At 72.3% G+C, this 22,011-nt stretch carries 21 protein-coding genes; all 21 read right to left on the bottom strand.

The window, feature by feature from the left end; all coding sequences use genetic code 11:
• Positions 1 to 17 precede the first annotated feature (17 nt).
• Entirely contained in the window at positions 18 to 1,310 is a 1,293-nt protein-coding gene (locus BJP60_RS04145) for a nucleotide sugar dehydrogenase (protein WP_203137763.1), read from the bottom strand.
• Positions 1,311 to 1,373: 63 nt separating this feature from the next.
• A complete protein-coding gene (locus BJP60_RS04140; protein WP_203137761.1) occupies positions 1,374 to 2,888 on the bottom strand; it encodes a cell wall-binding repeat-containing protein in 1,515 nt (504 codons plus the stop codon).
• 82 nt (positions 2,889 to 2,970) lie between these two features.
• The gene (wecB, locus tag BJP60_RS04135) at positions 2,971 to 4,035 is read right to left on the bottom strand and encodes a non-hydrolyzing UDP-N-acetylglucosamine 2-epimerase (protein WP_203137759.1); all 1,065 of its coding nucleotides are present in this window, start codon (positions 4,033 to 4,035) and stop codon (positions 2,971 to 2,973) included.
• Positions 4,036 to 4,056: 21 nt separating this feature from the next.
• Entirely contained in the window at positions 4,057 to 4,803 is a 747-nt protein-coding gene (locus BJP60_RS04130; protein ID WP_238439550.1) for a hypothetical protein, read from the bottom strand.
• Entirely contained in the window at positions 4,725 to 5,198 is a 474-nt protein-coding gene (locus BJP60_RS15205) for a hypothetical protein (protein WP_238439549.1), read from the bottom strand. The genes BJP60_RS04130 and BJP60_RS15205 overlap by 79 nt, the downstream gene beginning before the upstream one ends.
• Positions 5,195 to 6,334 carry a glycosyltransferase gene (locus BJP60_RS04125; RefSeq protein ID WP_203137758.1) on the bottom strand — a complete coding sequence of 380 codons (1,140 nt, stop codon included), beginning with the start codon at positions 6,332 to 6,334 and terminating at the stop codon, positions 5,195 to 5,197. The genes BJP60_RS15205 and BJP60_RS04125 overlap by 4 nt, the downstream gene beginning before the upstream one ends.
• Positions 6,335 to 6,345: 11 nt before the next feature.
• Entirely contained in the window at positions 6,346 to 7,659 is a 1,314-nt protein-coding gene (locus BJP60_RS04120) for a glycosyltransferase (protein WP_203137757.1), read from the bottom strand.
• Positions 7,656 to 8,075 carry a hypothetical protein gene (locus tag BJP60_RS04115; protein ID WP_203137756.1) on the bottom strand — a complete coding sequence of 140 codons (420 nt, stop codon included), beginning with the start codon at positions 8,073 to 8,075 and terminating at the stop codon, positions 7,656 to 7,658. Before BJP60_RS04115 ends, BJP60_RS04120 begins: the two co-directional genes overlap by 4 nt.
• A gap of 16 nt (positions 8,076 to 8,091) precedes the next feature.
• On the bottom strand, positions 8,092 to 9,240 hold the full coding sequence (locus BJP60_RS04110) for a glycosyltransferase (RefSeq protein ID WP_203137755.1): 1,149 nt from the start codon (positions 9,238 to 9,240) through the stop codon (positions 8,092 to 8,094).
• Positions 9,233 to 11,029, bottom strand: a complete 1,797-nt coding sequence (locus BJP60_RS04105; RefSeq protein WP_203137754.1) for an ABC transporter ATP-binding protein — start codon at positions 11,027 to 11,029, stop codon at positions 9,233 to 9,235. Before BJP60_RS04105 ends, BJP60_RS04110 begins: the two co-directional genes overlap by 8 nt.
• The gene (locus BJP60_RS04100) at positions 11,026 to 12,159 is read right to left on the bottom strand and encodes a hypothetical protein (RefSeq protein ID WP_203137753.1); all 1,134 of its coding nucleotides are present in this window, start codon (positions 12,157 to 12,159) and stop codon (positions 11,026 to 11,028) included. The genes BJP60_RS04105 and BJP60_RS04100 overlap by 4 nt, the downstream gene beginning before the upstream one ends.
• A gap of 11 nt (positions 12,160 to 12,170) precedes the next feature.
• A complete protein-coding gene (locus BJP60_RS04095; RefSeq protein ID WP_203137752.1) occupies positions 12,171 to 13,157 on the bottom strand; it encodes a Gfo/Idh/MocA family protein in 987 nt (328 codons plus the stop codon).
• A complete protein-coding gene (locus BJP60_RS04090; protein ID WP_203137750.1) occupies positions 13,157 to 14,254 on the bottom strand; it encodes a DegT/DnrJ/EryC1/StrS family aminotransferase in 1,098 nt (365 codons plus the stop codon). The genes BJP60_RS04095 and BJP60_RS04090 overlap by 1 nt, the downstream gene beginning before the upstream one ends.
• Positions 14,251 to 14,853, bottom strand: a complete 603-nt coding sequence (locus tag BJP60_RS04085) for an N-acetyltransferase (protein WP_238439548.1) — start codon at positions 14,851 to 14,853, stop codon at positions 14,251 to 14,253. The genes BJP60_RS04090 and BJP60_RS04085 overlap by 4 nt, the downstream gene beginning before the upstream one ends.
• Complete coding sequence (locus tag BJP60_RS04080; RefSeq protein WP_203137748.1) at positions 14,850 to 16,058, bottom strand: glycosyltransferase family 4 protein; 1,209 nt, start codon at positions 16,056 to 16,058, stop codon at positions 14,850 to 14,852. Before BJP60_RS04080 ends, BJP60_RS04085 begins: the two co-directional genes overlap by 4 nt.
• Positions 16,045 to 16,440: a DUF2304 domain-containing protein gene (locus BJP60_RS04075; protein WP_238439547.1), complete on the bottom strand. Its 396-nt coding sequence runs from the start codon at positions 16,438 to 16,440 to the stop codon at positions 16,045 to 16,047. The genes BJP60_RS04080 and BJP60_RS04075 overlap by 14 nt, the downstream gene beginning before the upstream one ends.
• A complete protein-coding gene (locus BJP60_RS04070) occupies positions 16,437 to 17,195 on the bottom strand; it encodes a glycosyltransferase family 2 protein (RefSeq protein ID WP_203137746.1) in 759 nt (252 codons plus the stop codon). Before BJP60_RS04070 ends, BJP60_RS04075 begins: the two co-directional genes overlap by 4 nt.
• A 56-nt stretch (positions 17,196 to 17,251) precedes the next feature.
• The gene (locus tag BJP60_RS04065; RefSeq protein WP_203137744.1) at positions 17,252 to 19,159 is read right to left on the bottom strand and encodes a DUF6541 family protein; all 1,908 of its coding nucleotides are present in this window, start codon (positions 19,157 to 19,159) and stop codon (positions 17,252 to 17,254) included.
• Between the two features lies 1 nt (position 19,160).
• Positions 19,161 to 19,904 (bottom strand): ABC transporter ATP-binding protein, encoded by a 744-nt coding sequence (locus BJP60_RS04060; protein WP_203137743.1) that lies wholly within the window; start codon positions 19,902 to 19,904, stop codon positions 19,161 to 19,163.
• Between the two features lie 28 nt (positions 19,905 to 19,932).
• Positions 19,933 to 20,865, bottom strand: a complete 933-nt coding sequence (locus BJP60_RS04055) for an ABC transporter permease (protein WP_238439546.1) — start codon at positions 20,863 to 20,865, stop codon at positions 19,933 to 19,935.
• Between the two features lie 45 nt (positions 20,866 to 20,910).
• Positions 20,911 to 22,008: a glycosyltransferase gene (locus BJP60_RS04050; RefSeq protein ID WP_203137741.1), complete on the bottom strand. Its 1,098-nt coding sequence runs from the start codon at positions 22,006 to 22,008 to the stop codon at positions 20,911 to 20,913.
• Between the last annotated feature and the right edge of the window lie 3 nt (positions 22,009 to 22,011).

Here is a 22,011-nt window from a genome sequence, read left to right as displayed (position 1 = left end):
CACGCAGTGGCTGCGGCTCAGCCCATGCCGACGACGATGCGCGGCGTGCCGGACCAGGCGGCGGCGTCGGTCGCGTTGCGGCCGTCGACGAGCAGGCGCACGCCGGGCAGGTCCGCCGGTCCGAGCTCGCGGTAGTCGCCGTGGTCGGTCTGCAGGATCGCGAGATCCGCCTCGTCCCCCATCGCGTACGGCTCGAAGCCCAGGCGACCGAGCTCCTCGTCGGTGTAGAGCGGGTCGTGCACGCGCACCTCGGCGCCGCGCTGCTTCAGCGCGTCGACGGTCGCGAAGACGCCCGAGAAGGCGGTCTCCTTCACGCCTCCGCGGTATGCGGCGCCGAGCACGACCGCGCGCACGCCCTGGAGATCGCCGAGCAGTCCCTGCGCCTGCGCCACGAGACGCTCGGGCATGCTCGCGTTGAGCACGCGTGCCGTGCGCACGATGTCGGCATCCGGATCCGTCGACAGGTACAGACGCGGATACACCGGGATGCAGTGTCCGCCGACGGCGATGCCGGGGCGGTGGATGTGGCTGTACGGCTGCGAGTTGCAGGCCTCGATGACCTGGTAGACGTCGATGCCGTTGTTGGCCGCGAACAGCGCGAACTGGTTGGCGAGACCGATGTTCACGTCGCGGTACGTGGTCTCGGCGAGCTTCGCCATCTCGGCCGCCTCCGCGGATCCGAGATCCCACACGCCGTTCGGTCGCGGGAGGTCGGCGCGCTCGTCGAACTGCAGCACGGCCTCGTAGAACTCGCGCGCACGGCGTGCGCCCTCGTCCGACAGGCCGCCGATGAGCTTGGGGTACTTGCGCAGATCCTCGAACACGCGACCCGTGAGCACGCGCTCGGGCGAGAAGACGAGATGGAAGTCGACGCCCTCGGTGAGGCCCGAGCCGCGCTCGAGCATGGGCTTCCAGCGACCGCGGGTCGTGCCGACCGGCAGCGTCGTCTCGTAGGACACGAGCGTGCCCGCCGTCAGGTGCTCGGCAAGCGACGTGGTCGCGGCGTCCATCCACGCGAAGTCGGGCTCCCACGTCTCGTCGTTCACGAACAGCGGAACGACGAGCACGACGGCGTCCGCGCCGGGGATCGCGTCCGCGTAGTCCGTCGTCGCGCGCAGGCGCCCGGCGGGCACGAGCTCACCAAGCTTCTCCTGCAGGTGCGCCTCTCCCGGGAAGGGCTCCGTGCCCGCGTTGACGAGCTCGACGGTCTTCGGATTCACGTCGACGCCGATCACCTCGTGACCTGCGTCGGCGAACTGGACGGCGAGAGGAAGCCCGATCTTTCCAAGGGCCACGACGGCGATGCGCATGGGTTCCATCCTAGGCGGGGCACGATGTGCGGCCGCCGCGGGGGGCGCTCCTCTCGGTCCGGATCAGGCGAGGCCGCGATACTCGACGTGGATGTGATCGCACGTGTCGGGGAACTGCACCCACCCGGACGGCATCTTGATCGGGTCCGCCGTGCGGCAGTTGCTCTGCCCCAGCCCGGCCGGCGTCGGCAGCGCCGTGAGGAGCGCGGCGATGAGCGCGCGTTCCTGCGACGTGCGTCCGTTCACCGTGACGCCGTTCACCGCGCGGATATCGATCGCGTGGCCCCCGCCGCGCTGGTAGTGGTAGCTGTTCTCCCCGATGCCGGAGGTCGTGTCGCCGACGCAGTAGCGGTTGAGCGACCAGAGCGTCAGCCGGAACCCGCGGTCCACGACGACCATCCTGAGCGCCTCGAGGATCGCGGGGTCGATCTTGCACTCGCGCTCGACGCCGGCGATCACGTGCGTGCGTATCGTGCCGCTCGCGTAGCCGCGGAGCTGCTGGTAGGCCTCCCCCGTCGCGGCGACCCGCCCCGTGTCGAGAATCGTCTTGGCGGTCCTCTGCTGGGCGGCGGTCACCGAGGACACGGGCTGCGAGCCGCCCACCCGGCAGGCCGTGCCGTCGCGCACGCCGTCGCCGAGCACGGCGGCGCCGCCGAAGAGCCAGCGATGCGAGGGCTTCCACCTCTGCACCAGATCGAGCGCCGATGTCGGCAGACACGCGCGCGGCGTCACGAGCAGCGGCGCACCGCGGAGCCCGGAGTACGCGGCTCCCGCCAGCGCGTCCGCGAAGTCGGTGCCGACCGCGAAGCTCACCTCGCTCGCCGTCGGAAAGGCGTGCTTCCCGATCGCGACGGAGGTCTGGTATCGATCCTGACCCGCGAGTCGCACGACGGGGGCGACCGAGCCCAGCTGGGTGGCGATGCGCGCGGAGACCGCGCCCGTGCCGCCCGCCACGCGGATCTGCTTCGAGCGGAGTGCGGAGACGAGGGACCGCGTCGCCGCGTCCACGGAGGTTCCGGCGCCGTCGACGAGAACGACCGCGCCCCCCAGGCTGCCTGCCGCGGCGGACGCGCTGAGCGCGTCGGGGAACTCCCTGCCGGTCGCGACATACGTCACGGCCGCGCCCTTCGGGAACGCGCGCTGGTTGATGATGCGCGAGGTCGCGTAGCGGTCCGCGCCCGCGTCGCGCCGGATGTTGGGCTGGATCGCCGCGAGCTGGTTGTAGACCGACGCCGAGACGGCGCCCGTTCCGCCGACCACGACGATCTTGCGCGGCTTCAGGCGGCGCAGCTCTGCGGCCACGACCGCCGGCAGCGACGTCGGGCGCGTGAGCAGCAGCGGGCCTCCCTGCGCCGCGGCCGCGGGTGCCGCGCTCAGCGCATCCGCGAACGAGTCGCCTGCCGCCACGTAGGCGACGGCGGCGCCCGGTCCGTAGTTCCAGGAGATCCTCGCCGCGGTGGCGTAGCGATCGGTCCCGGCGAGTCGCGTGGCGTCCCCGGGCAGCGCCGCGTGAGCCGGTGACCCGACGCCGAGGACGGCAAGGGTCACGATGCCGATCACGGCGACGATCCGCTTCACAGGGGCAACAGCTTTCACAGGGGCAACATACAACGGCGCGGGTACGCGTTTCCGCGGGTGTCCCAGCCGCCGGTCCTCCGGCTCACGCGCGACCGAGCAGCTCGGTGATGACGCGCTCGGCGGCGCGACCGTCCCCGTAGGGGGCGGCGTCGGTGTCGGCGGGGCGCGGACGGGTCACGCCGGCGGCGATCTCCTCGGCGGTGTTGGCGAGGACGTTCCAGCCGAGCTCGATCGTCTCGACCCACTCGGTCTCGGTCCGCACGGTCGTGCACGGGACGCGCAGCAGGAAGGCCTCCTTCTGGAGCCCGCCCGAGTCGGTCACGACCCCGGCGCTGTCGAGCACCGCGGCGAGGAGGTCGGCGTACGCCAGGGGCGGATGCACGCGCAGGGTTCCCTGCGCGAGGTCGATGCCGTGCGCTGCCGCCTTGGCGACCACACGCGGGTGTGCGAGCAGGACGACCGGCTTGTCCAGGGAGGACAGCGCGCGGACGATCTCGGCGAGGCGCCCGGGATCATCCGTGCTCTCCGCCCGGTGGATCGTCGACACGTAGAACGAGCCGGGCTCCAGGCCGAGCTCCCGCGCGAGCTTCGAGGGGCCGTCGGGCAGGGCGTCGCGCTGCTCGAAGAGCACATCGGTCATGACGTCGCCGACGAGCACCGTCCGCTCGGCGAGTCCCTCGTTCGCGAGGTGGTCGACGGCGACCTGCGTCGGGGCGAGGAGGACGTCGGCCGCGTGGTCGGTCATCACGCGGTTGTGCTCCTCGGGCATCCGTCGGTTGAAGCTGCGCAGCCCGGCCTCGAGGTGCGCGACGGGGATGTGCATCTTCACGGCGCTGAGCGCCGCGGCGACCGTCGAGTTCGTGTCGCCGTAGACGAGCACCCAGTCGGGGCGGTGCTCGTCGAACACCGCGTCGAGCGCGGACAGCATCGCTCCGGTCTGCACGCCGTGCGAGCCGCTGCCGACCCCCAGATGCACATCGGGGGCACCGATGCCGAGCTCCTCGAAGAAGACGTCCGACAGCATCGGATCGTAGTGCTGGCCCGTGTGGACGATCACGTGCTCCACGCCCGCGGCGAGCGCCGCCTTGTGGATCGGGGCGAGCTTGACGAACTGCGGGCGGGCGCCGACGACGCTGACGATCTTCACGGGAGTCGAGTCTAGGCGGCCTCACGCACCGAGCAGTCTGGCGGCGATCCCGCGCGCCACGTCGGCGTCGCGTTCGAAGCTGAGCGCACGGGCGGCGCGGTCGGCGTTCGCCTTCCAGCGCGCGATGTCCGGACCGTCGAGCGACTCGAGCGTGCGCACGCACGAGTCGACGGAGTAGTCCCCGGAGACGACGCCCAGGTCGTGCTCGCGCACGAGATTCGCCATCTCGAGCGTGGGTCCGATCGCGACCGCGAGGCGCGCCTGCACGAAATCGAACAACTTGTTCGGCAGGGCGAGACGGGCGTTCGTGTGCACGGGCGGCATCCAGTAGACGCCGACGTCATAGGCGTTCAGCGTGCGAGGCAGCGCGGCGGGTGTCACAGCATCGTGGAAGCGGATGCGGGCGTCATCCGCGGCGCGCTCGCGCAATGCGGTGAGGTAGCGGTCGCTCGGCGACGCCGTGACGAGGTACAGGTCCAGCGAGAAGCGCCGATCGAGCCGCTTGAACGCGTCGATCATCCCCTCGATGTTGCGCCCGGGGACCGCGCCCCCGCTGTGGACGAGACGGATCCGGTCGCCGTCGATCGGCGAAGGCGCGAGGTCGACGTAGGGCGGCGCGTTGCGCATGACCTCGGCCTCGACGCCGAAGTCGCGCCGGTAGAGCTTGGCGATCTCGCCGCCGACCGTCGTCACGGCCGCCGCGCGCGGCAGGTACTCGCGGCACAGGTGAACCATGAGCGGCGCGACGAGCACCTTCCAGGCGAGCACGTGCGTGCGCTCCTCGGGGCCCACTCGTGCATGTCGGCCCAGACGGGGGCGCCGTCCGCGACCTCGAACGCCAGCGCCAGGATGCGGGCCTCGTTCGCGACGACGAGGTCGAAGCGCTCCCCCGACAGCTGCGCGCGCGCATACGCGGTACCGGGGGCGGCGAACTCGGCCGCGCCGTGCAGCCGCAGACCGAGCTTCAGCACGCCGAGCGGCGTCTGCGGCAGCGACGGCCTGTCGTCCGGCACCCGGATGTGACGCAGGACGCCGGGAGGCGCCTCGCCGTAGCCGACGGTCGTCACGTCGCCGAACTCCGCCAGCACGCTCAGCTGACGCAGGACCCGCGCATCGCGGTGGATCGGCGACAGCGAGATGCAGAGGATCCGCGGGCGGCTCATCCGATCACCTCCTGGTAGTGCTCGAGCAGCTGCTCGGCGCTGCGAGCGAGGCTGCGGTGCTCGACGACGAAGCGGCGGGCGCGCTCCCCCATGGCCCGCCGTTCGGCGGAGGACAGGCCCAGGATGCCGCGGATAGCGTCGGCAAGGGCGTCGACGTCGCGCTCGCGCACGAGCAGGCCGGTGTCGCCGTCGCGGAGCATCTCACCCGCCCCGCCCGAGTCGTACACGACCACGGGCACGCCCATCGCCTGGGCCTCCAAGGTCACCAGACCGGCCGCCTCCCGCCATCGCCCTGCGGCCTGGGTGGGCAGGACGAACAGATCGGCGGCGGCCAGCTCGCGCTTGACGCCTTCGCGGTCGATCTGCCCGGTCATCCGGATCCGGGGATCGGATGCGGCCTCGCGCACCTGGTCGCGAAGCGCGCCGTCGCCCACCACGACGAGCTCGTGCGGCGTGCTCGCGTTCGCGGCGGCCGATGCGGCCAGCAGATCGGGGATGCCCTTCGCCCTGCTGAGGCCGCCGACGAACACCACGCGCAGCGGGCGCTCTCGCTCGGGCTTCTCGACCGGCTGATAGAGGTCCGTGTCGACGCCCTGGTAGTGGACGACCACCTTCGCCGCGTCCGCGCCGCCCGCGACAGCCTGCCCGGCCAGGTACTCGCTCACGGCCAGGATGCGGGCCGCGTCGCGATACGCGGACCGCACCGTGCGCTGATGCCACGCGAGCGTGGGCTTGCCGAAGACGTTGCGCTCGGACAGCGGGGTGAGCGGAACGTACACGTCTGCGCCGTGCAGCGTGAGCAGCAAGGGGACCTTCCGATCCCGAGCGGCCAGGCGTGCGGCGCCGGACCAGTTGGCGAAGTGCTGATGCACCACGTCCGGTTCGAACCGGCGGATGTCGCGCCGCATCCGCCCGGCCACGAGCGGCACGAGCCGCTCGCGCCTCGACCAGGTCAGCGACGGCATCCGCGCATGGATCGCGGCTCCCGCGTCGTGGATCCGGATGCGCTCCGCGATCGCGGCGTCGTCGATCCGCGCCGCCATCGTGAAGACCTCGGCCCGGAGCCTGTCGCCGAGCTGCAGCGCGTGCTGCACCGCGAAGTACGTGGGCGGGATGCTGAGGGTACCCTTCGTCACCGCGACGCGCATCACGGGGCCTCCACGTGGGCCCGCAGTGCCGCGATGCGCGGAGCGAGCTGCGCGCGACGCTCGAACCGCGCCGCCCAGTGCTGCGCCGCCGCACGCCCGTCCGGCGTCTGGGACGAGGCCATCCGGGCCACGGCCGCGAACGCATCGGCGAGCGCGTCCGTCTCGAGCCCGCGAGCGGGCACCCAGGCCGCGGAACCGGCCAGGACGTCGCTCGCGGCGTTGCCCGGGTCGTGCGCCGACATCACGGGGATGCCCGTCGCGAGGTACTCGAAGATCTTGCCGCTCGTCACGTACTCCCCGGTGCCGAGGATCAGCACGAGCGCGTCGAATCCCGCATACACCTCGCCGATGGTGGCCTTGGGCACCGCTCCCGCGAACTCGATGCCGTCCTCGGGGACGACGGATTCGAGAGCCAGGGCGGCGCGGCTCCTGTCGGAGAAGTGGCCCAGGTAGCCGTGGATGACGAGACGGTCCTCCGACCGGACGGCGCCGCGCCGGCGGGCCTGGCGCCAGCCCGCGATCGTCTCCGCAAGGGGCACCTGGTCCGTGAGCGTGCCGACGTAGCCGAAGCGGAGCCCCTCTCCGCGCGCCGGGCGCACCGGCACCCGCAGCGGCGCGTCGTACTCGTCGTATCCGTTCGCGACGACGTGCATCTTCGCCGCCGACTCCGGGAACCGGCGCTCATGCCAGGCCCGGATCGGCTCGTTCACGAACCACACCTCGTGCGCGCCGTCGATCATCCGCCGCTCGACGCGGCCCGCGCGCGAGCGATCCGCGTGGATCTCTCGTCCGCTGAAGACGTCGAGCGCCCACGCGTCCCGGTAGTCCATGACGTACGGCACGGCGTGCCTGGTCGCCAGGTGCGGACCAACGACGAAGTCGACGTGCGGGTTGGCGGTGCCGATCACCAGATCGACGGGCTTGGCGGCGTGCACACGGTCGGCGGCGGCCTCCAAGGCGGGGCGCCAGCGCCCGTACGCGGGCTCGGGGAAGCGGCGGATGTCGCGGACGCGGTCGAGGACCGTCCACAGTTCGGGCTGCCGGGCGCGGAAGCGCGACCAGTCCGCCAGATCGGAGACGCGCTGCGGCGCGTCGAACGGCACGCGCTCGACTACGACGCGCGGATCGATCCGGGCCTCCAGCCCCACGTCTGCGCCGATGCCGGTGACGAACGTGTCGCGCGGCACCGTGAGGACCGTGACCTCCCACCCGGCCTCGACGAACGCGTTCACGGTCGCCAGGGCCCGGTACACGCCGCCGGCCCGGCTCGGCGGGAAACCGAATGCGACGTAGAGCAGATGCGGCCCGGTCACGCGTTCACCCTCTCGGCCGCGGCGGCGATCCCGTTGACGGCGCCGCGCACGCCCCGGGAACGGTCATTCAGCATCCGCCACGCGGCGTACACCGCATCCCGCTCCCCCGCGACGACGAGGTCGGCGCCGTGGACGGCCGCCTCCACCTCGGCATGGCGCGAGGCCGCGCGCCAGAAGAGCGCGCCCGTGTCGGCGGGGGTGAGACGCACCAGCGTGCGTCCGAGGGGACCTCTGCCCAGCGCCGCATGGAGCCGCCAGACCCGCTTCGACGGTCTCGGCAGCTGGACCGCGGTGAGCCCGGCGGTGGGCGCGCCCGCCCAGCACACGAGCCGCAGCCGTCGTGCATCCCCGAGTCCGGCGACGGTCGCCTCGTCGGTCACGCCTCTCGGCGCCAGCAGGACGACGCGTCCCGTCATGATCGTGCTCCGCAGGTCATGCCGCACCGCATCGGTCGTCGATCGCCGTGATCGCGCGGAGCCAGACGGCGTCATCCGTCGCGGCGGCATGGGCCTTCGCTCCCGCCGCGGCCGCCTGCTTGAAGCGGTCGATCCGCTCCTTCGTGAGCGCGTCGACGGTCCTGGCGATCGCCTGGGCGCTGAAGTCCTCGGTGCTCACGCCGTAGCCCACCGACTCCACGAGCTGCACCATCTCCTGCGACGGCCCGACGACCGCGCCGATGCGCGCCTGCAGGTAGTCGAAGATCTTGTTGGGCAGCGCCATGCGATGGTTGAAGTTCGTGGGCGGGAGGACGTGGATGCCCATGTCGTAGGTGCGCAGCCGCTGGATCAGCTCGGCATACGGAAGCGGCTCGTGCAGCGTCGCCCGACCTCCCGACGCGTCCGCGAGCGCCTGCAGCTCCGCCACGTACTTCGGATCGCTCTTGACGAGATACAGGTCGATCGTGGCGCCGTTCTCCGCCGCCAGCACGCCCTCGACCATGGTGTGGATCCCTCGCGCGCGCATCGCGCCACCGGAGTGCACGATCCGGGGCGGCCAGTGGGTCTCCCCGGGCTCGCCCTCGACGTAGGGGGCGGCGTTGCGCACGACGTCGGGGCGGAAGCCGAACTCGCGCTCGTACTCGGCGGCGATCCCCGGTCCGACGGTGGTCCACGAATCCGCCTTCGTGACGTACGTGCGGATCATCCACTCCATCCAGGGCTTGGCGCGCAGCTTCCAGTAGCCCTCGTGCTCGCGCACCCGGGAGTGGTACTCGTGCAGGTCGGCGTGCACGCCGCACCGCGGCTTCATCTTGAGCGCCACCGGCACCGCGATCGCCTCGTTCGCGAGGATGATGTCGGGGCGGATCCCCTTGAGACGTCGCAGTGCGCCGCGCACGCCGACGTTGCGCCACAGCTCGAGGCGGTACTGGCGCAGCGCCAGGACGCGACCGTCCCACTTGTTGGCGTTCTCCTCCGCCGGCAGCTCGATGTGCCGCACCACGCCCTCGGGCGTCGGCCCGTGGCCGCACGTGATGACGTCATAGCGGTCCTTGAACACCGCGATCTGCCGGCGGACGCGCGGGTCCGTCGCGATCTTCGAGTACGACAGGATCAGCAGTGTCTTCCTCGAGCCGTCAGCCATCGTCGTCCTTTCTGGCGAGGCCGGCGAGCGCCGCCTGATGTGCGAAGTCCTCGTCCGTCGCGACGAGCTGCTCGAATGTGCCGAGCGACACGATCCGGCCGTCGCGCATGTGCGCGATCTGGTCGAACCCCTGGATCGTGGAGAGGCGATGGGCGACGGCGATGACCGTGACCTCGCCGTGCAGCTCACGAATGGCGGAGGTCACGGCCGCCTCCGTGCGCACATCCAGCGCGCTCGTCGCCTCGTCGAGCACGAGCACGAGGGGATCGGTGTAGAGGGCCCGGGCGATGCCCAGACGCTGGCGCTGCCCGCCGGACAGGCTCGCACCGCCGTCCGCGATGTCCGAGTGGATGCCGCCCGACCGCTGCTCGATCACGTCCCACAGCTGCGCGCGACGCGCCGCGCGCTCGACGCGCTCGGGGTCGAAGCTGTCGTCCCAGACGAGGGCGATGTTCTGGGCGATCGTGCCCGCGAAGAGCGAGACCTCCTGCGGCACGTAGCCGACGCGGCTGCGCCAGTCCGCGAGCACCTCCTCGAGCGGTTCGCCGTCGAGCGTGATCCGTCCGCTCGTCGGGGACAGCAGCCCCAGGAGCAGGTCGATGAGCGTCGACTTCCCGGCGCCGGATCGTCCCGCGATCCCGAGGGTCTCCCCCATGCGCACCGTCAACGTGACATCGCGCACGGCCGGCTCCTGCGCATCCGGGAACGTGAAGCCGACGTCCGAGAGCGTGAGCTCGCGGGGGGCGGCGGGGAGCGGCCGGTCACCGAGGTGCTCCTGCGCGGCGCGGTACTCCTCGGACTTCTCGATGTCCGTGATCATCAGATCCACGAGGGGTCCGGTCGAGACCGTGCGGGTGATCACCGACTGGAAACCGGTGAGCGCCGGCACGAGGCGGAAGCCCGCGATGCCGAAGAGCGCGACCGCGGCGACCATCGCGTCGACGCCGCCGCCGGCGAGGTACGCGGCGCCCCCCGTGAGCAGGAAGCCGCCGATGACCGCGGAGTCGAACACGAAGCGCGGCACCCCGGCCAGGAAGTTCGAGTTCGCGCGGGCGCGGGCGAGCAGCGTCCGCTGCTTCCTCACCACCGCCTCCGACTCGTCCACCTTGTCGCGGAGCGTGATCTCCTTGAGCGCGCCGACCATGCCGCCGACGAGTCGTGCGACGCGGATCTGCGAGTCGCGCGCGACGCGTGCCGCCTGGCGGGTCTTGCCGCCCAGCACGAAGTACTGCAGCGCGGCGATGCCGCCGAGATAGACCAGCGCGACGACCGCGGTCACGGGCTGGGCCACGAAGATCACGATCACGACGCCGAGCGACGTCATGAGCATCCCCGGCACCGTGGTCACCGGCAGGAGGAAGCCCGACACGACCTGACCGACGCCGTTGGCGAGCTGCACGACCTCCGCATTGCTGCGCGCGAGCCGGTCCGTCCACGGCGCGCGCAGGTAGGCCGCCAGGAGCGTCGCCCCGACCTCGACCTCGAGCGACGCGAACCGTCGCGTCGCCACCCACGTCAGCCACAGATTGGCCGCCGACTTCAGGATCACGACCGCCGACAGGACGAGGATCATCCAGATGAGGGCGTCCGCGGGGATCGCGCCGATGAGCGGCAGGGTCATCGACCCGCCGGACACGGCGGAGGCGAGCACCACGGCCAGCAGCATGAGCGCGACGACGTCGACGATCGACAGCACCGCCGACACGAGCGAGTACCCGACGAGGAAGCGACGGGCCTCGTGCGGCAGGAAGGGCCACAGCCGGCGGAGCAGGACGACGATCTGGGTCATGCGATCGCCGCCCGATCCGCGCCGAGGAAGGCGCTCAGCGTCCGTGCGGCGTATCCGCCGTCGTGCAGGCGGGCGACGAACTCGGGGCCGCGCGCCGCGAGCGCGCGATACCTGTCGCGGTCCGCGAGGATCGTGCGGATGACGTCGCCGATGTCGCCGACCCGCGCCTCGACGACGGGGAGGTCCATGCCCGCCGCCGCCCGGACGACCTCCCGGTGCCTCTCCGACACATGGGCGAGCACGAGCCGACCGCTCGCCATGGCCTCACAGCCCGCGACACCGTAGCCCCCCATCACGAAGTGATCGAGCACGATGTCCGCGTCCCCGTACAGTCGCGGCATCTGCTCGGCAGGCACGCCGGTGACCTCGCGGTACGCGATGAGGCCTTCGGAGTCGAGCGCGCGCAGGGCCGGCCCGATCGCCTCCGAGCCCTTCAGACCGCGTCTGCTCGGCGCGTGCACGACGAGGGGACGCTCGCGCTCGAGCGGCGGGCGCGTCGCGACGCGACGCCACGGCTCCGGGTCGACGACGACCGGCAGCCACGTCGCTTCGGGAAGGAAGTCGAGCAGGTCGGGCGTCGAGACGAAGACGGGGCCCCCGCTCATGCTCACGAGCTCGTGGTTCTCCGCGGTGCGCCGCTGGAGCTTCTCGGTCTCGGGATACCAGCCGTCGGTGAACGGCGAGTCCGGCTCGAGCTGTGCGTGCCGGTCCGGTGTGCGGATGTCGGAACCGTGGAACAGCATCCCGACCTCGATCCCCGCGCGGCGGAGCCCGGCGATCTGCTCGGCCGCGTCCCCGCGCCAGACGCCTCTTCCCGACTCGAGCAGCACGTGCGTGAACCGCGACTCGACGTCGCGCCGCTGCCGCCGACGCCAGACGTAGTTCCGCGAGTAGTCGAGCGCGGCGACCCGGCCGTCCGCGGGGAAGCGGAAGCGGTCGCCGGGAGCCTGGATCGCGAAGGCGTACGCCTTCACGCCCGCGAGCCGCTCCGCCGCACGGGCCCAGCGGAACCCCTGACCTGCCGAGTTCGCCGGACCGATGATGAGCCGCACGCGCGAGCCGGCGACGGACGGTCGCGGGATCCGCGAGGTCCGCCATCGCCAGCGGACGCCGCCGGCGAGCGCCGCCACCGGGTTCACCATCAGAGCGCGACCGACGCGCCCGAGCCGGCCGACTCCAGCGCCCCTTCGACGACGGCGAGCGTCGCGAGGCCCTGCTCCATGGTGACGACGTCGCTGGGCAGGCCCCGCACCGCGTCCCGGAAGGCCTCGTGCTCGACGCGCAGCGGCTCGCGCTTCGCGAACGCGTAGCGCGTCACATCGCCCTCCGAGACGCCGCGGAACGAGGACACGGACTCCCACTCGAGCGGGATCGTGCCGTTCGCGTAGAACGTGAGGTCGCCCGTCGAGGTGTCCGCGACGAAGGCGCCCTTCTCGCCCGTGACGACCGTCACGCGCTCCTTCATCGGGCTCAGCCAGTTGACGAGGTGGTTGACGATCACTCCCGACTGCAGGCGCCCCGTGATCGCGATCATGTCCTCGTGCGCCCGGCCGCTCTTGAACGTCGTCTGCGCGAACACGTGCGCGTACGCGCTCTGCGCGACCCACGCCGTCAGGTCGACGTCGTGCGACGCGAGGTCCTTCGCGACGCCCACGTCCGCGATCCGGGCGGGGAACGTGCCCTGACGGCGCGTCGCGATCTGGAAGACCGCGCCGAGGTCGCCCGCCTCCAGACGGCGGCGCATCTCCTGCAGGGCGGGGTTGAAGCGCTCGATGTGCCCGACCGCGCCGACGAGACCCGCCTGCGCGAACGCGTCGGTCATCCGGCGCCCCGCCTCGAGCGAGTGCGCGATGGGCTTCTCGACGAGCGTGTGCACGCCCGCCGCGGCGAGCTTGAGCGCGGCGTCCTCGTGGAACTGCGTCGGCACCGCGACGACGGCGATGTCGATGCCCTCGCCGATCAGCGCATCGATGTCGGGCAGGATCCGGAGGTCTCCGGCGACGCCGTGCGGGTCTCCCCCGGGGTCGGCGATCGCGACGAGCTCCACGCCGTCGACCTCGCGCAGCACGCGCGCATGGTGGCGCCCCATCATGCCGACGCCGAGCAGGCCCGCCCGCAGTGCGGACATCAGGCGCCCGCCCCGGCGACGGCGTTCACCGCTGTCGCGATGCGATCGAGGTCGTCCTGCGTGAGCGAGGGGTGCACGGGCAGCGAGACGACCTCGCGCGCGGCGCGCTCGGTCTCGGGCAGATCGAGACCCGGCGCGTACGACGCCAGCGACGGCAGACGGTGGTTCGGGATCGGGTAGTACACGCCGGAGCCGACGTTGTGCTCCTCCTTCAGGGCGCGCACGAAGCCGTCGCGGTCCTCCGGGACGCGGATCGTGTACTGGTGGTACACGTGCGCGGCGCCCTCGGCGACGGGCGGGATCACGACGTCTCGCAGGTTGGCGTCGAGGAACGCGGCGTTGCGGCGGCGCTGGGCGGTCCAGCCGTCGACCTTCGTGAGCTGGACGCGTCCGATCGCGGCGTGGAGGTCGGTCATGCGCGCGTTGAAGCCCACGATCTCGTTCTCGTACTGCCGCTCCATGCCCTGGTTGCGGAGCAGACGCACGCGACGCGCGAGCGCGTCGTCGGCCGTCGAGACCATGCCGCCCTCGCCGCTCGTCATGTTCTTGGTCGGATACAGGCTGAACATGGCCCAGTCGCCGAACGTGCCGACCGGCTCGCCGTCGAGCGACGCGCCGTGCGCCTGCGCGGCGTCCTCGTACAGCGCGACGCCGCGGCGCGCGGCGATCTCGCCGAGCTCTCGCATGCGTGCCGGGTGACCGTACAGGTGCACGGGCAGCATGCCCTTCGTGCGCTCGGTCACGGCCGCGTCGACCGCGGCCGGATCGAGCGTGAACGTCTCGGGCTCGATGTCGACGAACACCGGGGTGGCGCCCGTCAGGGCCACCGAGTTCCCCGTCGCGGCGAACGTGAACGACGGCACGATCACCTCGTCTCCGGCTCCCACTCCCGCGGCGAGCAGCCCCAGGTGCAGTCCCGAGGTGCCGGAGTTGACCGCCACGACGGGTCGTCCCGCGACGAAGTGCGCGGAGAACTCGCTCTCGAAGGCCACCACCTCCGGGCCCTGCGCGACCATGCCGCTGCGCAGCACGCGATCGACCGCCTCGCGCTCCTCGTCGCCGATGATCGGCTTCGCGGGGGGAATGAATTCGCTCATTTCGTCACCTCTCGCAGTTCGCCGTCCGACTCGACGAACGTGTCTCCTGTCTCGGGGCACCGCCAGCGGTCGCCCTCGGGCACCAGCCGCACACCCGCGCGCCCGACCCAGCCGATCCGCCTGGCCGGCACGCCCGCCACCAGCGCGAACGCGGGCACGTCCTTGACCACGACGGCTCCGGCCGCCACGGTGGCCCACTCCCCGATCGTCACGGGTGCCACGCACGTCGCGCGAGCGCCGATGGCCGCGCCGCGGCCGATCGTCACGCCGACCGGCTCCCAGTCGTGCGCCGACTTCAGCGTGCCGTCCGGGTTCACGGCGCGCGGATACGTGTCGTTGGTCAGGACGACCGCCGGTCCGATGAACACGCCTTCGCCCAGGCGCGCGGGCTCGTACACCAGCGCGTAGTTCTGCACCTTGCAGTTGTCGCCCATCTGCACACCGGTGCCGATGTAGGCGCCGCGCCCGATCACGCAGTTCTCGCCGAGCACCGCCTGCTCGCGCACCTGCGCGAGATGCCAGATGGAGCTTCCCGCACCGATCCGGGCATCGCCGTCGACATCCGCCGACTCGGCGATGCGCACGTCCGTCCGACTCACGTTGCGTTCCTCTCGTGTCGATCGGCGATCGCGCCGAGCACGGCGTCCGCGGCGCGCTGCCCGGCGGCCGCCAGCGATACATTCTCTCGTGCCCACGCTGAGCGTCCGGTACGGTGCGCCTCCGTCGCGCCCGAGCGGTGCTGGGCGATCAGGCGCTCCATGGCCGCCGCGACCTGATCCTCCTCGAACCCGACGCCCTCGCCGAGCCCGGCCGTGGTGACGAGGTCGCGCCCGGTGGGCGCCCCCGCGAACAGCACGGGCGTGCCGCAGGCCGCGGCAGCATACGTCTTGGTGGGCCGGGCGAAGTCGTATCCGACCCCGGGGGCGATGCTGACCATGGCGGCGAGCGCGCCGCGGATCCAGCGCGCCGAATCGGATGGCGGCACCACTCCGCCGAAGTGCACCCGTCCCGGCACGGCGCGCTCGGCGAGCGCCCGCAGATCGCTCTGCAGCGCCCCCTGCCCGAAGAACCGCAGGTCCACGTCGGGGTGACGGTCGGCGATCCGGGCGAACGCTCGCACGAACACATCCGGTCGCTGCCACTCCGACATCGTGCCCGTGTAGACGAAGTACGGCCGACCGGGGCTGTGCGGCTCGACGTCGGGCGAGAAGACCGTGGTGTCGATGCCGTTGCCGATCGTCGCGATGCGATCCCGCTCAGCGCCGAGCACGACGAGTCGCTCCGTCACCTCGGGAGACACCGACAGCACGACCGCGGAGGCCCGCAGCGCGGCCCGCTCCATGACCCGCATCAGGCCCGCCACGACCCGCGGCGCGCCCATCGAGACCACCCCGTCGGTCCAGACGTCCGCGGCGTAGTAGGCGAGGGGGCGTCGACGCAGGCGCGCGACGACGGCCGCGACCAGCCCCGTGGTGGGCGGCGCCTCCGCGACGATCACGTCGGCGCGCGCGCCGATCAGCCGCAGGGCCAGCGGCGCGTCGAAGCTCAGGTACTGGATGTAGCCCCGCACGTTGCCGCCCGCGTCGCGCAGCACGGGCCAGCGCCGGATCCGCACGCCGGGCAGCCGCACGGTGCGTCCCCGGAGCGCGCGCGGCGGGCGCGTGGTCACGACGTCGACCTCCGCGCCCCGCGCCACGAGGCCCTCCGCCAGCGCACCCAGACGGAACGACCCCGCGCTCACCTCGGGAACGAACAGGCGGGTGGCCAGCAGGACCCGGGACCGGCGAGGATCATCTGCCGTCATGCTGCTCCCGCGGCTGGTGATCGGCGGAGGACTGCTTTTCGAGCTCGGACAGGCGCAGGTCCTGCGCCGCGACATGCTCGGCGAGCGTGCGGATGCGGTCCTCGGCGCGGGTCAGCTCGGCCGAGTGCTGCAGGCTCAGCAGCACGAGCAGCGCGATCGCGACGAAGAACACCAGGTTGGTGGGCACCTCGACGCCGAGGAGGTCGGCCGCCCAGACGAGCAACTGCGGCACGATCGCGATCACGAGCGCCAGCACGCCCGCGACGATCCACCACACGGCGTGACGCTCGCGCAGCGTGCCTCGCCGCAGCAGGATGAAGATCACCACGAGCACCGCGACCGCCGCGAGGATGCCGAACACATAGGTGGTGGAGCTGATCACGCGACACCCGCCTTCGCCATCGCCCTCGCCGGGCGCGGATCGGCTCCGACGCGCGGCTTGGTCAGCGCGATGCACAGCGCGAGGCACGCCCGCATGAGGTGCGCCGTCGCCCGCACGGTGCTCTGGGACGGCGTGCCGCCCTGACGCTCCCGCATCGCGACCGGCCGCTGACGCACGACGAGCCCCGCGCGCGCCGCCAGCACGAGCGCCTCGATCGTGTCGCCGAGGTACTCGGCGGGGTACGTGCGCGCGAACAGGCGCACCGCGCGGGGACCCGCCGCCTTGAAGCCGCTCGTGGTGTCCGTCAGGCGCGTGCGCGCGACGCGGCTGAGCGTGCGCGCCAGGATCCACATGGCGACGCGGCGCGGCCAGCTCACGCCCACGCCCTCCGTGCCGGCGAAGCGCGCGCCGATCACGATGTCGGCCTCGTCGAGCCCCGCGATGAGCGCGGGGATGTCCTCCGCGGGGTGCTGCCCGTCGCCGTCGACCTGCACGACGACGTCGTACCCCTGCTCACTCGCCCAGCGATACCCGGCGCGCATCACGCCGCCGACCCCGAGGTTGACCGGCAGGCGCATCACGCGGGCGCCGGCCGCGGCCGCGACGGCCGCCGTGTCGTCCGCCGACGCGTCGTCGACGACGAGGCAGTCGGCATCCGGCACGGACGCGTGGACGGCCCTGATCACGTCCCCGACCGCGGCGGATTCGTTGTACGCCGGCACCACGATCAGCGTTCTCGCCACGGGTGGTGCCATGCCGCCCATCCTAGTCGCCGGGGTCGGCGCGCCCCTGAGCGCGGCCTCCTCGCCGCTCAGTCGCACGCGGTGATGCGCCACAGCGCCACGTCGCCGTCTCCCGCCACGAGCTCGAAGCCCTCGCGGCCCTCGAATCCCGTGAAGCCCGGCAGCACCCACCGCCCCGGCTCGGAGAAGCCCGGGCCGAAATCGAGCACGTAGTCCGCACCGACCTCGTCGACGATCTCGCACACCGCGGGGTCCGCGGCCGCCTCCGGCAGCCGCCGACCCAGCACGTCCAGGAAGCTGCGCGGCGGGCGCCACGAGCGCGGCTGCACGTCCAGGCCGGTCAGGGCGAAGCCGAAGCCCATGCCCGTGCCGGGGTTGCCGATGATCGTCGCGTCCTCCGCCACGAGGTCGGGCAGCGTCTCGAGCAGCGCGCGCTCGTCGTCCTCGAGATAGTCCGCCTCCGCCTCGCGGTACGGATGCGGCCGCTCCCCGCCCACGTCGAACACGACGTCGCGGAACACCGTCGGGGTGAGCACGACCGTCAGGACGACGACCACCACGGCCGCCGTGGCGGCGATCGGAGCGAGCAGCCGCTCGCGCAGACGCCGCCCCAGGACGAGCCGCACGAGCGCTTCCAGGCCGACGGCCGCCAGCGGCGCGGACGCCAGGGTCGTGAGGGCGGCGATGCGGTAGGGGTCCTCGTACCAGGCGCCGACGAGCGTGTTGCGCACCACGTCGAGGGAGATCGCCGCGACCGTGACGTACAGGGCCGCGAGCACGGCCCACAGTGCGGCCAGCCACCGCAGCGGGGCGCGCAGGAGCGCGGCCACCACTCCCACCGCGACGAGCACCGCGAGCGCGATGCGCGGCGGGGCTCCGAGGTGCGCGAGCGAAAGCACGTGCCACGCGGCATCCCGGATCCCCGTGAACTCCCGCCAGTGCCCGTCGCTGGGGATGGCGCCGACCACCAGCCACAGCCCGGCGACCGCGACGCCGCCGACCGCGAGCAGCAGGATGCCGCGGACCCGCGCCTTCGTCTGCGCCGTCCGCCACGCCGTAAGGCCGCGCCCGGCCCACACGAGCCACGCGCAGAGCGCGAGGGGCAGGATCGTCGCGGGCTGCGCGAGGGCGACGCCCGCGGCGGCGAGACACGCCAGTCCGACGGCGCGGACCGCTCCGGCGACGCCCGCGGTCCCGGATCCGACGCTCACGGCGGCCGCGATCGCCGCGGGAAGCAGCGCGATCGAGAGGTGGTTGGGGTACAGCACGCCCCACTGGAGCATGAGCAGCGGGAAGGTCGCGAACGCCGCCGACATCGCGCCGGCGAGTCCCGCGGTCAGGCGCGATCGGGTGGTGACGAGCATGAGCCAGGCCACGCCCGTCGGCCACGCCAGTGCCGACAGCGCGATCACCACGGCGTTCACCGCGACGGGCAGGTCGACGCCCAGCTGCACGACGAGCGAGACCGCGGCGTGCCATGCAGCCGGGTAGAAGCCGCGCGAGCCCTGCACCGCGTTGATGAGCAGCGACGACGCGTCGCCCGTGTCGACCGCCCAGCGCACGGCGTTGAGATGGAAGATCGCGTCGTTCGTCTGCGAGATCGCATCGGGGGCGCCGATGTAGGCCGTGAGGGTCGCCACGGTCGCGACGGCGGCGACGCCCAGACCCAGCAGCAGGACCCATCGGGGCCCGTCCGCCTCCGTGCGCAGCGCGCCGAGACGGAGCGCCCGCCGCAGAGCCCACAGCGCGAGGGCGAGCAGCGCGACGCCGGCCGCCGCGGTGAGCGGGGTCCACGGCACGCCCACGAGGCCCGCTGCGATCGCGAGCAGTCCCGCGGCGCCGAAGGTCAGGGCGGGGGCCGCCGCGACCAGCGCGAATCCGCGCAGTGCGAGCGCCGCCCCCAGGGCCAGCCCGGGAGCGTAGATCACGAGCACCCCGGCGGCGAGGGCGGGCGCCGCTGCCCACCAGTCGCTCACGTCACCCCTCGTTCATGGCGGCGATCGCGTCATCCACGCCGCCGTCGTACACGAGCTCGCCCTTGCGGATCACGACCGCCCGGTTGCACAGCTCGCGCACCATGTCCATGTCGTGGCTCACGATCACGAGGGTCTTGCCCGCGGCGATCAGCTCCTCGAACTTCGCGCGGCACTTCTCGCGGAACGGCGCGTCGCCGACCGACAGGATCTCGTCGACGAGCAGCACGTCGACGTCGACATGGATCGCCACGGAGAACGCCAGGCGCATGAACATGCCGGACGAGTAGTGCTTGACCTCCTGGTCGATGAACTCGCCGATCTCGGCGAACGCGACGATCTCGTCGTAGCGCGCCTCGATCTCCTTCTGCTGCATGCCGAGGATCGCGGCGTTCAGGAACACGTTCTCGCGTCCGGACAGCTCGGGGTGGAAGCCCGCGCCGACCTCGATCAGACCGGCGACGCGGCCGCGCGTGAGCACCTCGCCGCCGTCGGGCTTCATGACCCCGGACAGCAGCTTGAGCAGCGTCGACTTGCCGGAGCCGTTGTACCCGAGGATCGCGATCGAGTCGCCCTCGTTCACGACGAGGTCGAGGCCGTTCAGGGCATGGAACTCGCTCGACAGCTTGCGTCCGCGCAGCGCGCTCACGACGGTGTCCTTGAGCGAGTGGGCGTGGTTGAGCAGGAACGTCTTGCGCACGCCGTCGACGATGACGCTCGGAGTGTGGATGGGGGTTGTCGCTCTCATGATGCGGCGCCCAGCTGATCCCGAGGGATCAGAGGTCCTGGGCGAACCTCCCCTCGAGACGGCGGAACACGAACTGGCCGATCAGGATGGTCGCCAGCGAGATCAGGAAGGCCCACAGCGTGAGCCAGCCCAGGTCGGGGATCAGCTCGATCGGCCGCTCCGTCGCCTGCGACGCCTCGATAGCGACCCGGGTGACGGGCTCCCAGAACGCCGTGTGGAACAGCTCGACGGCCACCGTGATCGGGTTGAGCAGGTACAGCTGCGTGAGCCACGCGGGGAACGCGTCGCGCACCATGGTCCAGAAGTACAGGACGGGCGACGCCCACGTCACGAGCATCAGCAGCAGCTCGACGATCGGCTCCGCGTCGCGGTAGCGCACGTTCACGGCGCCGAAGAACAGGCCCGCGCCGAAGGCGACCATCGCCAGGATCACCACGCCGGCGAGGAACGCGAGCACGCTCCACACCGTGATGTGCACGATCCAGCCCATGAACAGGCACACGATCAGCAGCAGGCCCACCTGCGGCAGGAAGTGCACGAAGGCGACCACCACGGCGGACACCGAGAACAGCTGCCGCGGCAGGTACACCTTGCGGACCAGCGGCGCGTTGCCCACGATCGACCGCGTGGCGTTGCCGAACGCCTCGTTGAAGAAGTTGATGCCGATGATGCCGCTGAACAGGTACACGGGATAGTTCGGCACGGTCTCGCCGAGCCGCATGAACACGCCCATGATGAGCCAGAACACGAGGAACTGCACGGCGGGGCGCACGTACGACCATGTCCAGCCGAGCACCGAGTTGCGGTAGCGCGTCGTGACGCCCGTGCGCACGAGCAGCTTCAGCAGGTAGCGCCAGCGGATGACATCCAGCAGACCGCGGCTCGTGCCCGGCGTCTCGAACTCGGATCGCGGCACGTTCGCGAACAGATCTCGCGCGGACAGCTCGGGTTCAGTGGGCACGAGAGTTCATCCTAGGACAGCGGTCCGGGCCGGTTCCTGAAGGGGTCACAGGTCCGCGTGCACCTGCCACACGCGCTCCGCGGCGCCCGCCCACGAGAACGCGCGGGAGCGGTCCCTGCCGAGCACGCGCATCCGTCCGGCGTCCCCGGTGAGCGAGCGGTCGCTGAGGGCGTCGACGACCGCGTCCTCGAGTCCGGCCTCGGGCACGACGATGCCGCCGTCCAGCACGACCTCGCGGTGCACATCCGAATCGATCGCGACGACGGGCGTGCCGAGCGCCATCGCGTCCAGCACCCGCCACGGCCACGCGCCCCGCGTCGACGGCGCGATCAGAGCTGCGGCCGCCTCGATCGTCGCCGCGCGATCGCCGCGGTCGAGGCCGGAGCGGACGTGCACACGGTGCGCCGCGAGCCCCGACGCCTCGGCCAGCGCGGACACGCCCGCCTCCTCGCCCTCGGGCACGTCGACCACCACGACGTCGAACGCGGAGGGCGCCGCGGCACGGAACCCCGCCGCGAGGCCGTCGGATGCGCCGATTCCGCCCGCGAGCACGAGGTAGGCGGGCGGCAGACCGAGGTCGCGGCGGCGTGCGGCAGCATCCGTCGGCGCCGCGAAGCCGTCCGGCTGCGCGCCCGCGATCACGCGGACCCGCTCCCCCAGGCGCGCGTGCGTCTCGAGCCGCTCCGCCATCGCGTGCGTCGGCACGATCAGGGCATCGGCGTATCGCACGGCTCGGCGCAGCATCGCGCGCTCCCACATGACGCTCGCGCGCGGCAGCTCCTCCGGCGCCTCCCAGGCGCGCAGGTCCCACAGCGTCACGACCGTCTGGTCGTGATCGTGCACGCGGTCATGCCGCACGAGCGGCGCCATCAGGGTCGGCGAGTGGATCATCCCCCCGCCGACGCCCGTCACGACGCCGAGCTGCCAGGCCGCCGCGGTCTCGCGGCGTGCCAGGGGCAGGCGGCGCCCCTCCGCCACGCCGTCGATCGACGGCAGCTCGCCCGACGGCGCGATCGCCTCGACCTCGCACCCGGCGGGCGCGGTCTCCGCGAGCGCCGCCGCGAGCGACCGCGACGCCGTCTCGAGGTCGGAGCGGGTGGGAGCGACCAGCTGATCCAGCACCACGCGGAGTCTGACCGTCATGCT

Origin of the sequence: Microbacterium sp. JZ31 (assembly GCF_016805985.1) — a bacterium.
Taxonomy (GTDB): Bacteria; Actinomycetota; Actinomycetes; order Actinomycetales; family Microbacteriaceae; genus Microbacterium.
This window is presented reverse-complemented; position numbering and strand designations above follow the sequence as displayed.

Coding starts and splice junctions, on each gene's coding strand:
- BJP60_RS04145 (WP_203137763.1), bottom strand. CDS start 1,310: ATGCGCATCGCCGTCGTGGCCCTTGGAAAGATCGGGCTTCCTCTCGCC.
- BJP60_RS15205 (WP_238439549.1), bottom strand. CDS start 5,198: ATGAGCCGCCCGCGGATCCTCTGCATCTCGCTGTCGCCGATCCACCGC.
- BJP60_RS04115 (WP_203137756.1), bottom strand. CDS start 8,075: ATGACGGGACGCGTCGTCCTGCTGGCGCCGAGAGGCGTGACCGACGAG.
- BJP60_RS04110 (WP_203137755.1), bottom strand. CDS start 9,240: ATGGCTGACGGCTCGAGGAAGACACTGCTGATCCTGTCGTACTCGAAG.
- BJP60_RS04105 (WP_203137754.1), bottom strand. CDS start 11,029: ATGACCCAGATCGTCGTCCTGCTCCGCCGGCTGTGGCCCTTCCTGCCG.
- BJP60_RS04095 (WP_203137752.1), bottom strand. CDS start 13,157: ATGTCCGCACTGCGGGCGGGCCTGCTCGGCGTCGGCATGATGGGGCGC.
- BJP60_RS04090 (WP_203137750.1), bottom strand. CDS start 14,254: ATGAGCGAATTCATTCCCCCCGCGAAGCCGATCATCGGCGACGAGGAG.
- BJP60_RS04080 (WP_203137748.1), bottom strand. CDS start 16,058: ATGACGGCAGATGATCCTCGCCGGTCCCGGGTCCTGCTGGCCACCCGC.
- BJP60_RS04070 (WP_203137746.1), bottom strand. CDS start 17,195: ATGGCACCACCCGTGGCGAGAACGCTGATCGTGGTGCCGGCGTACAAC.
- BJP60_RS04060 (WP_203137743.1), bottom strand. CDS start 19,904: ATGAGAGCGACAACCCCCATCCACACTCCGAGCGTCATCGTCGACGGC.
- BJP60_RS04050 (WP_203137741.1), bottom strand. CDS start 22,008: ATGACGGTCAGACTCCGCGTGGTGCTGGATCAGCTGGTCGCTCCCACC.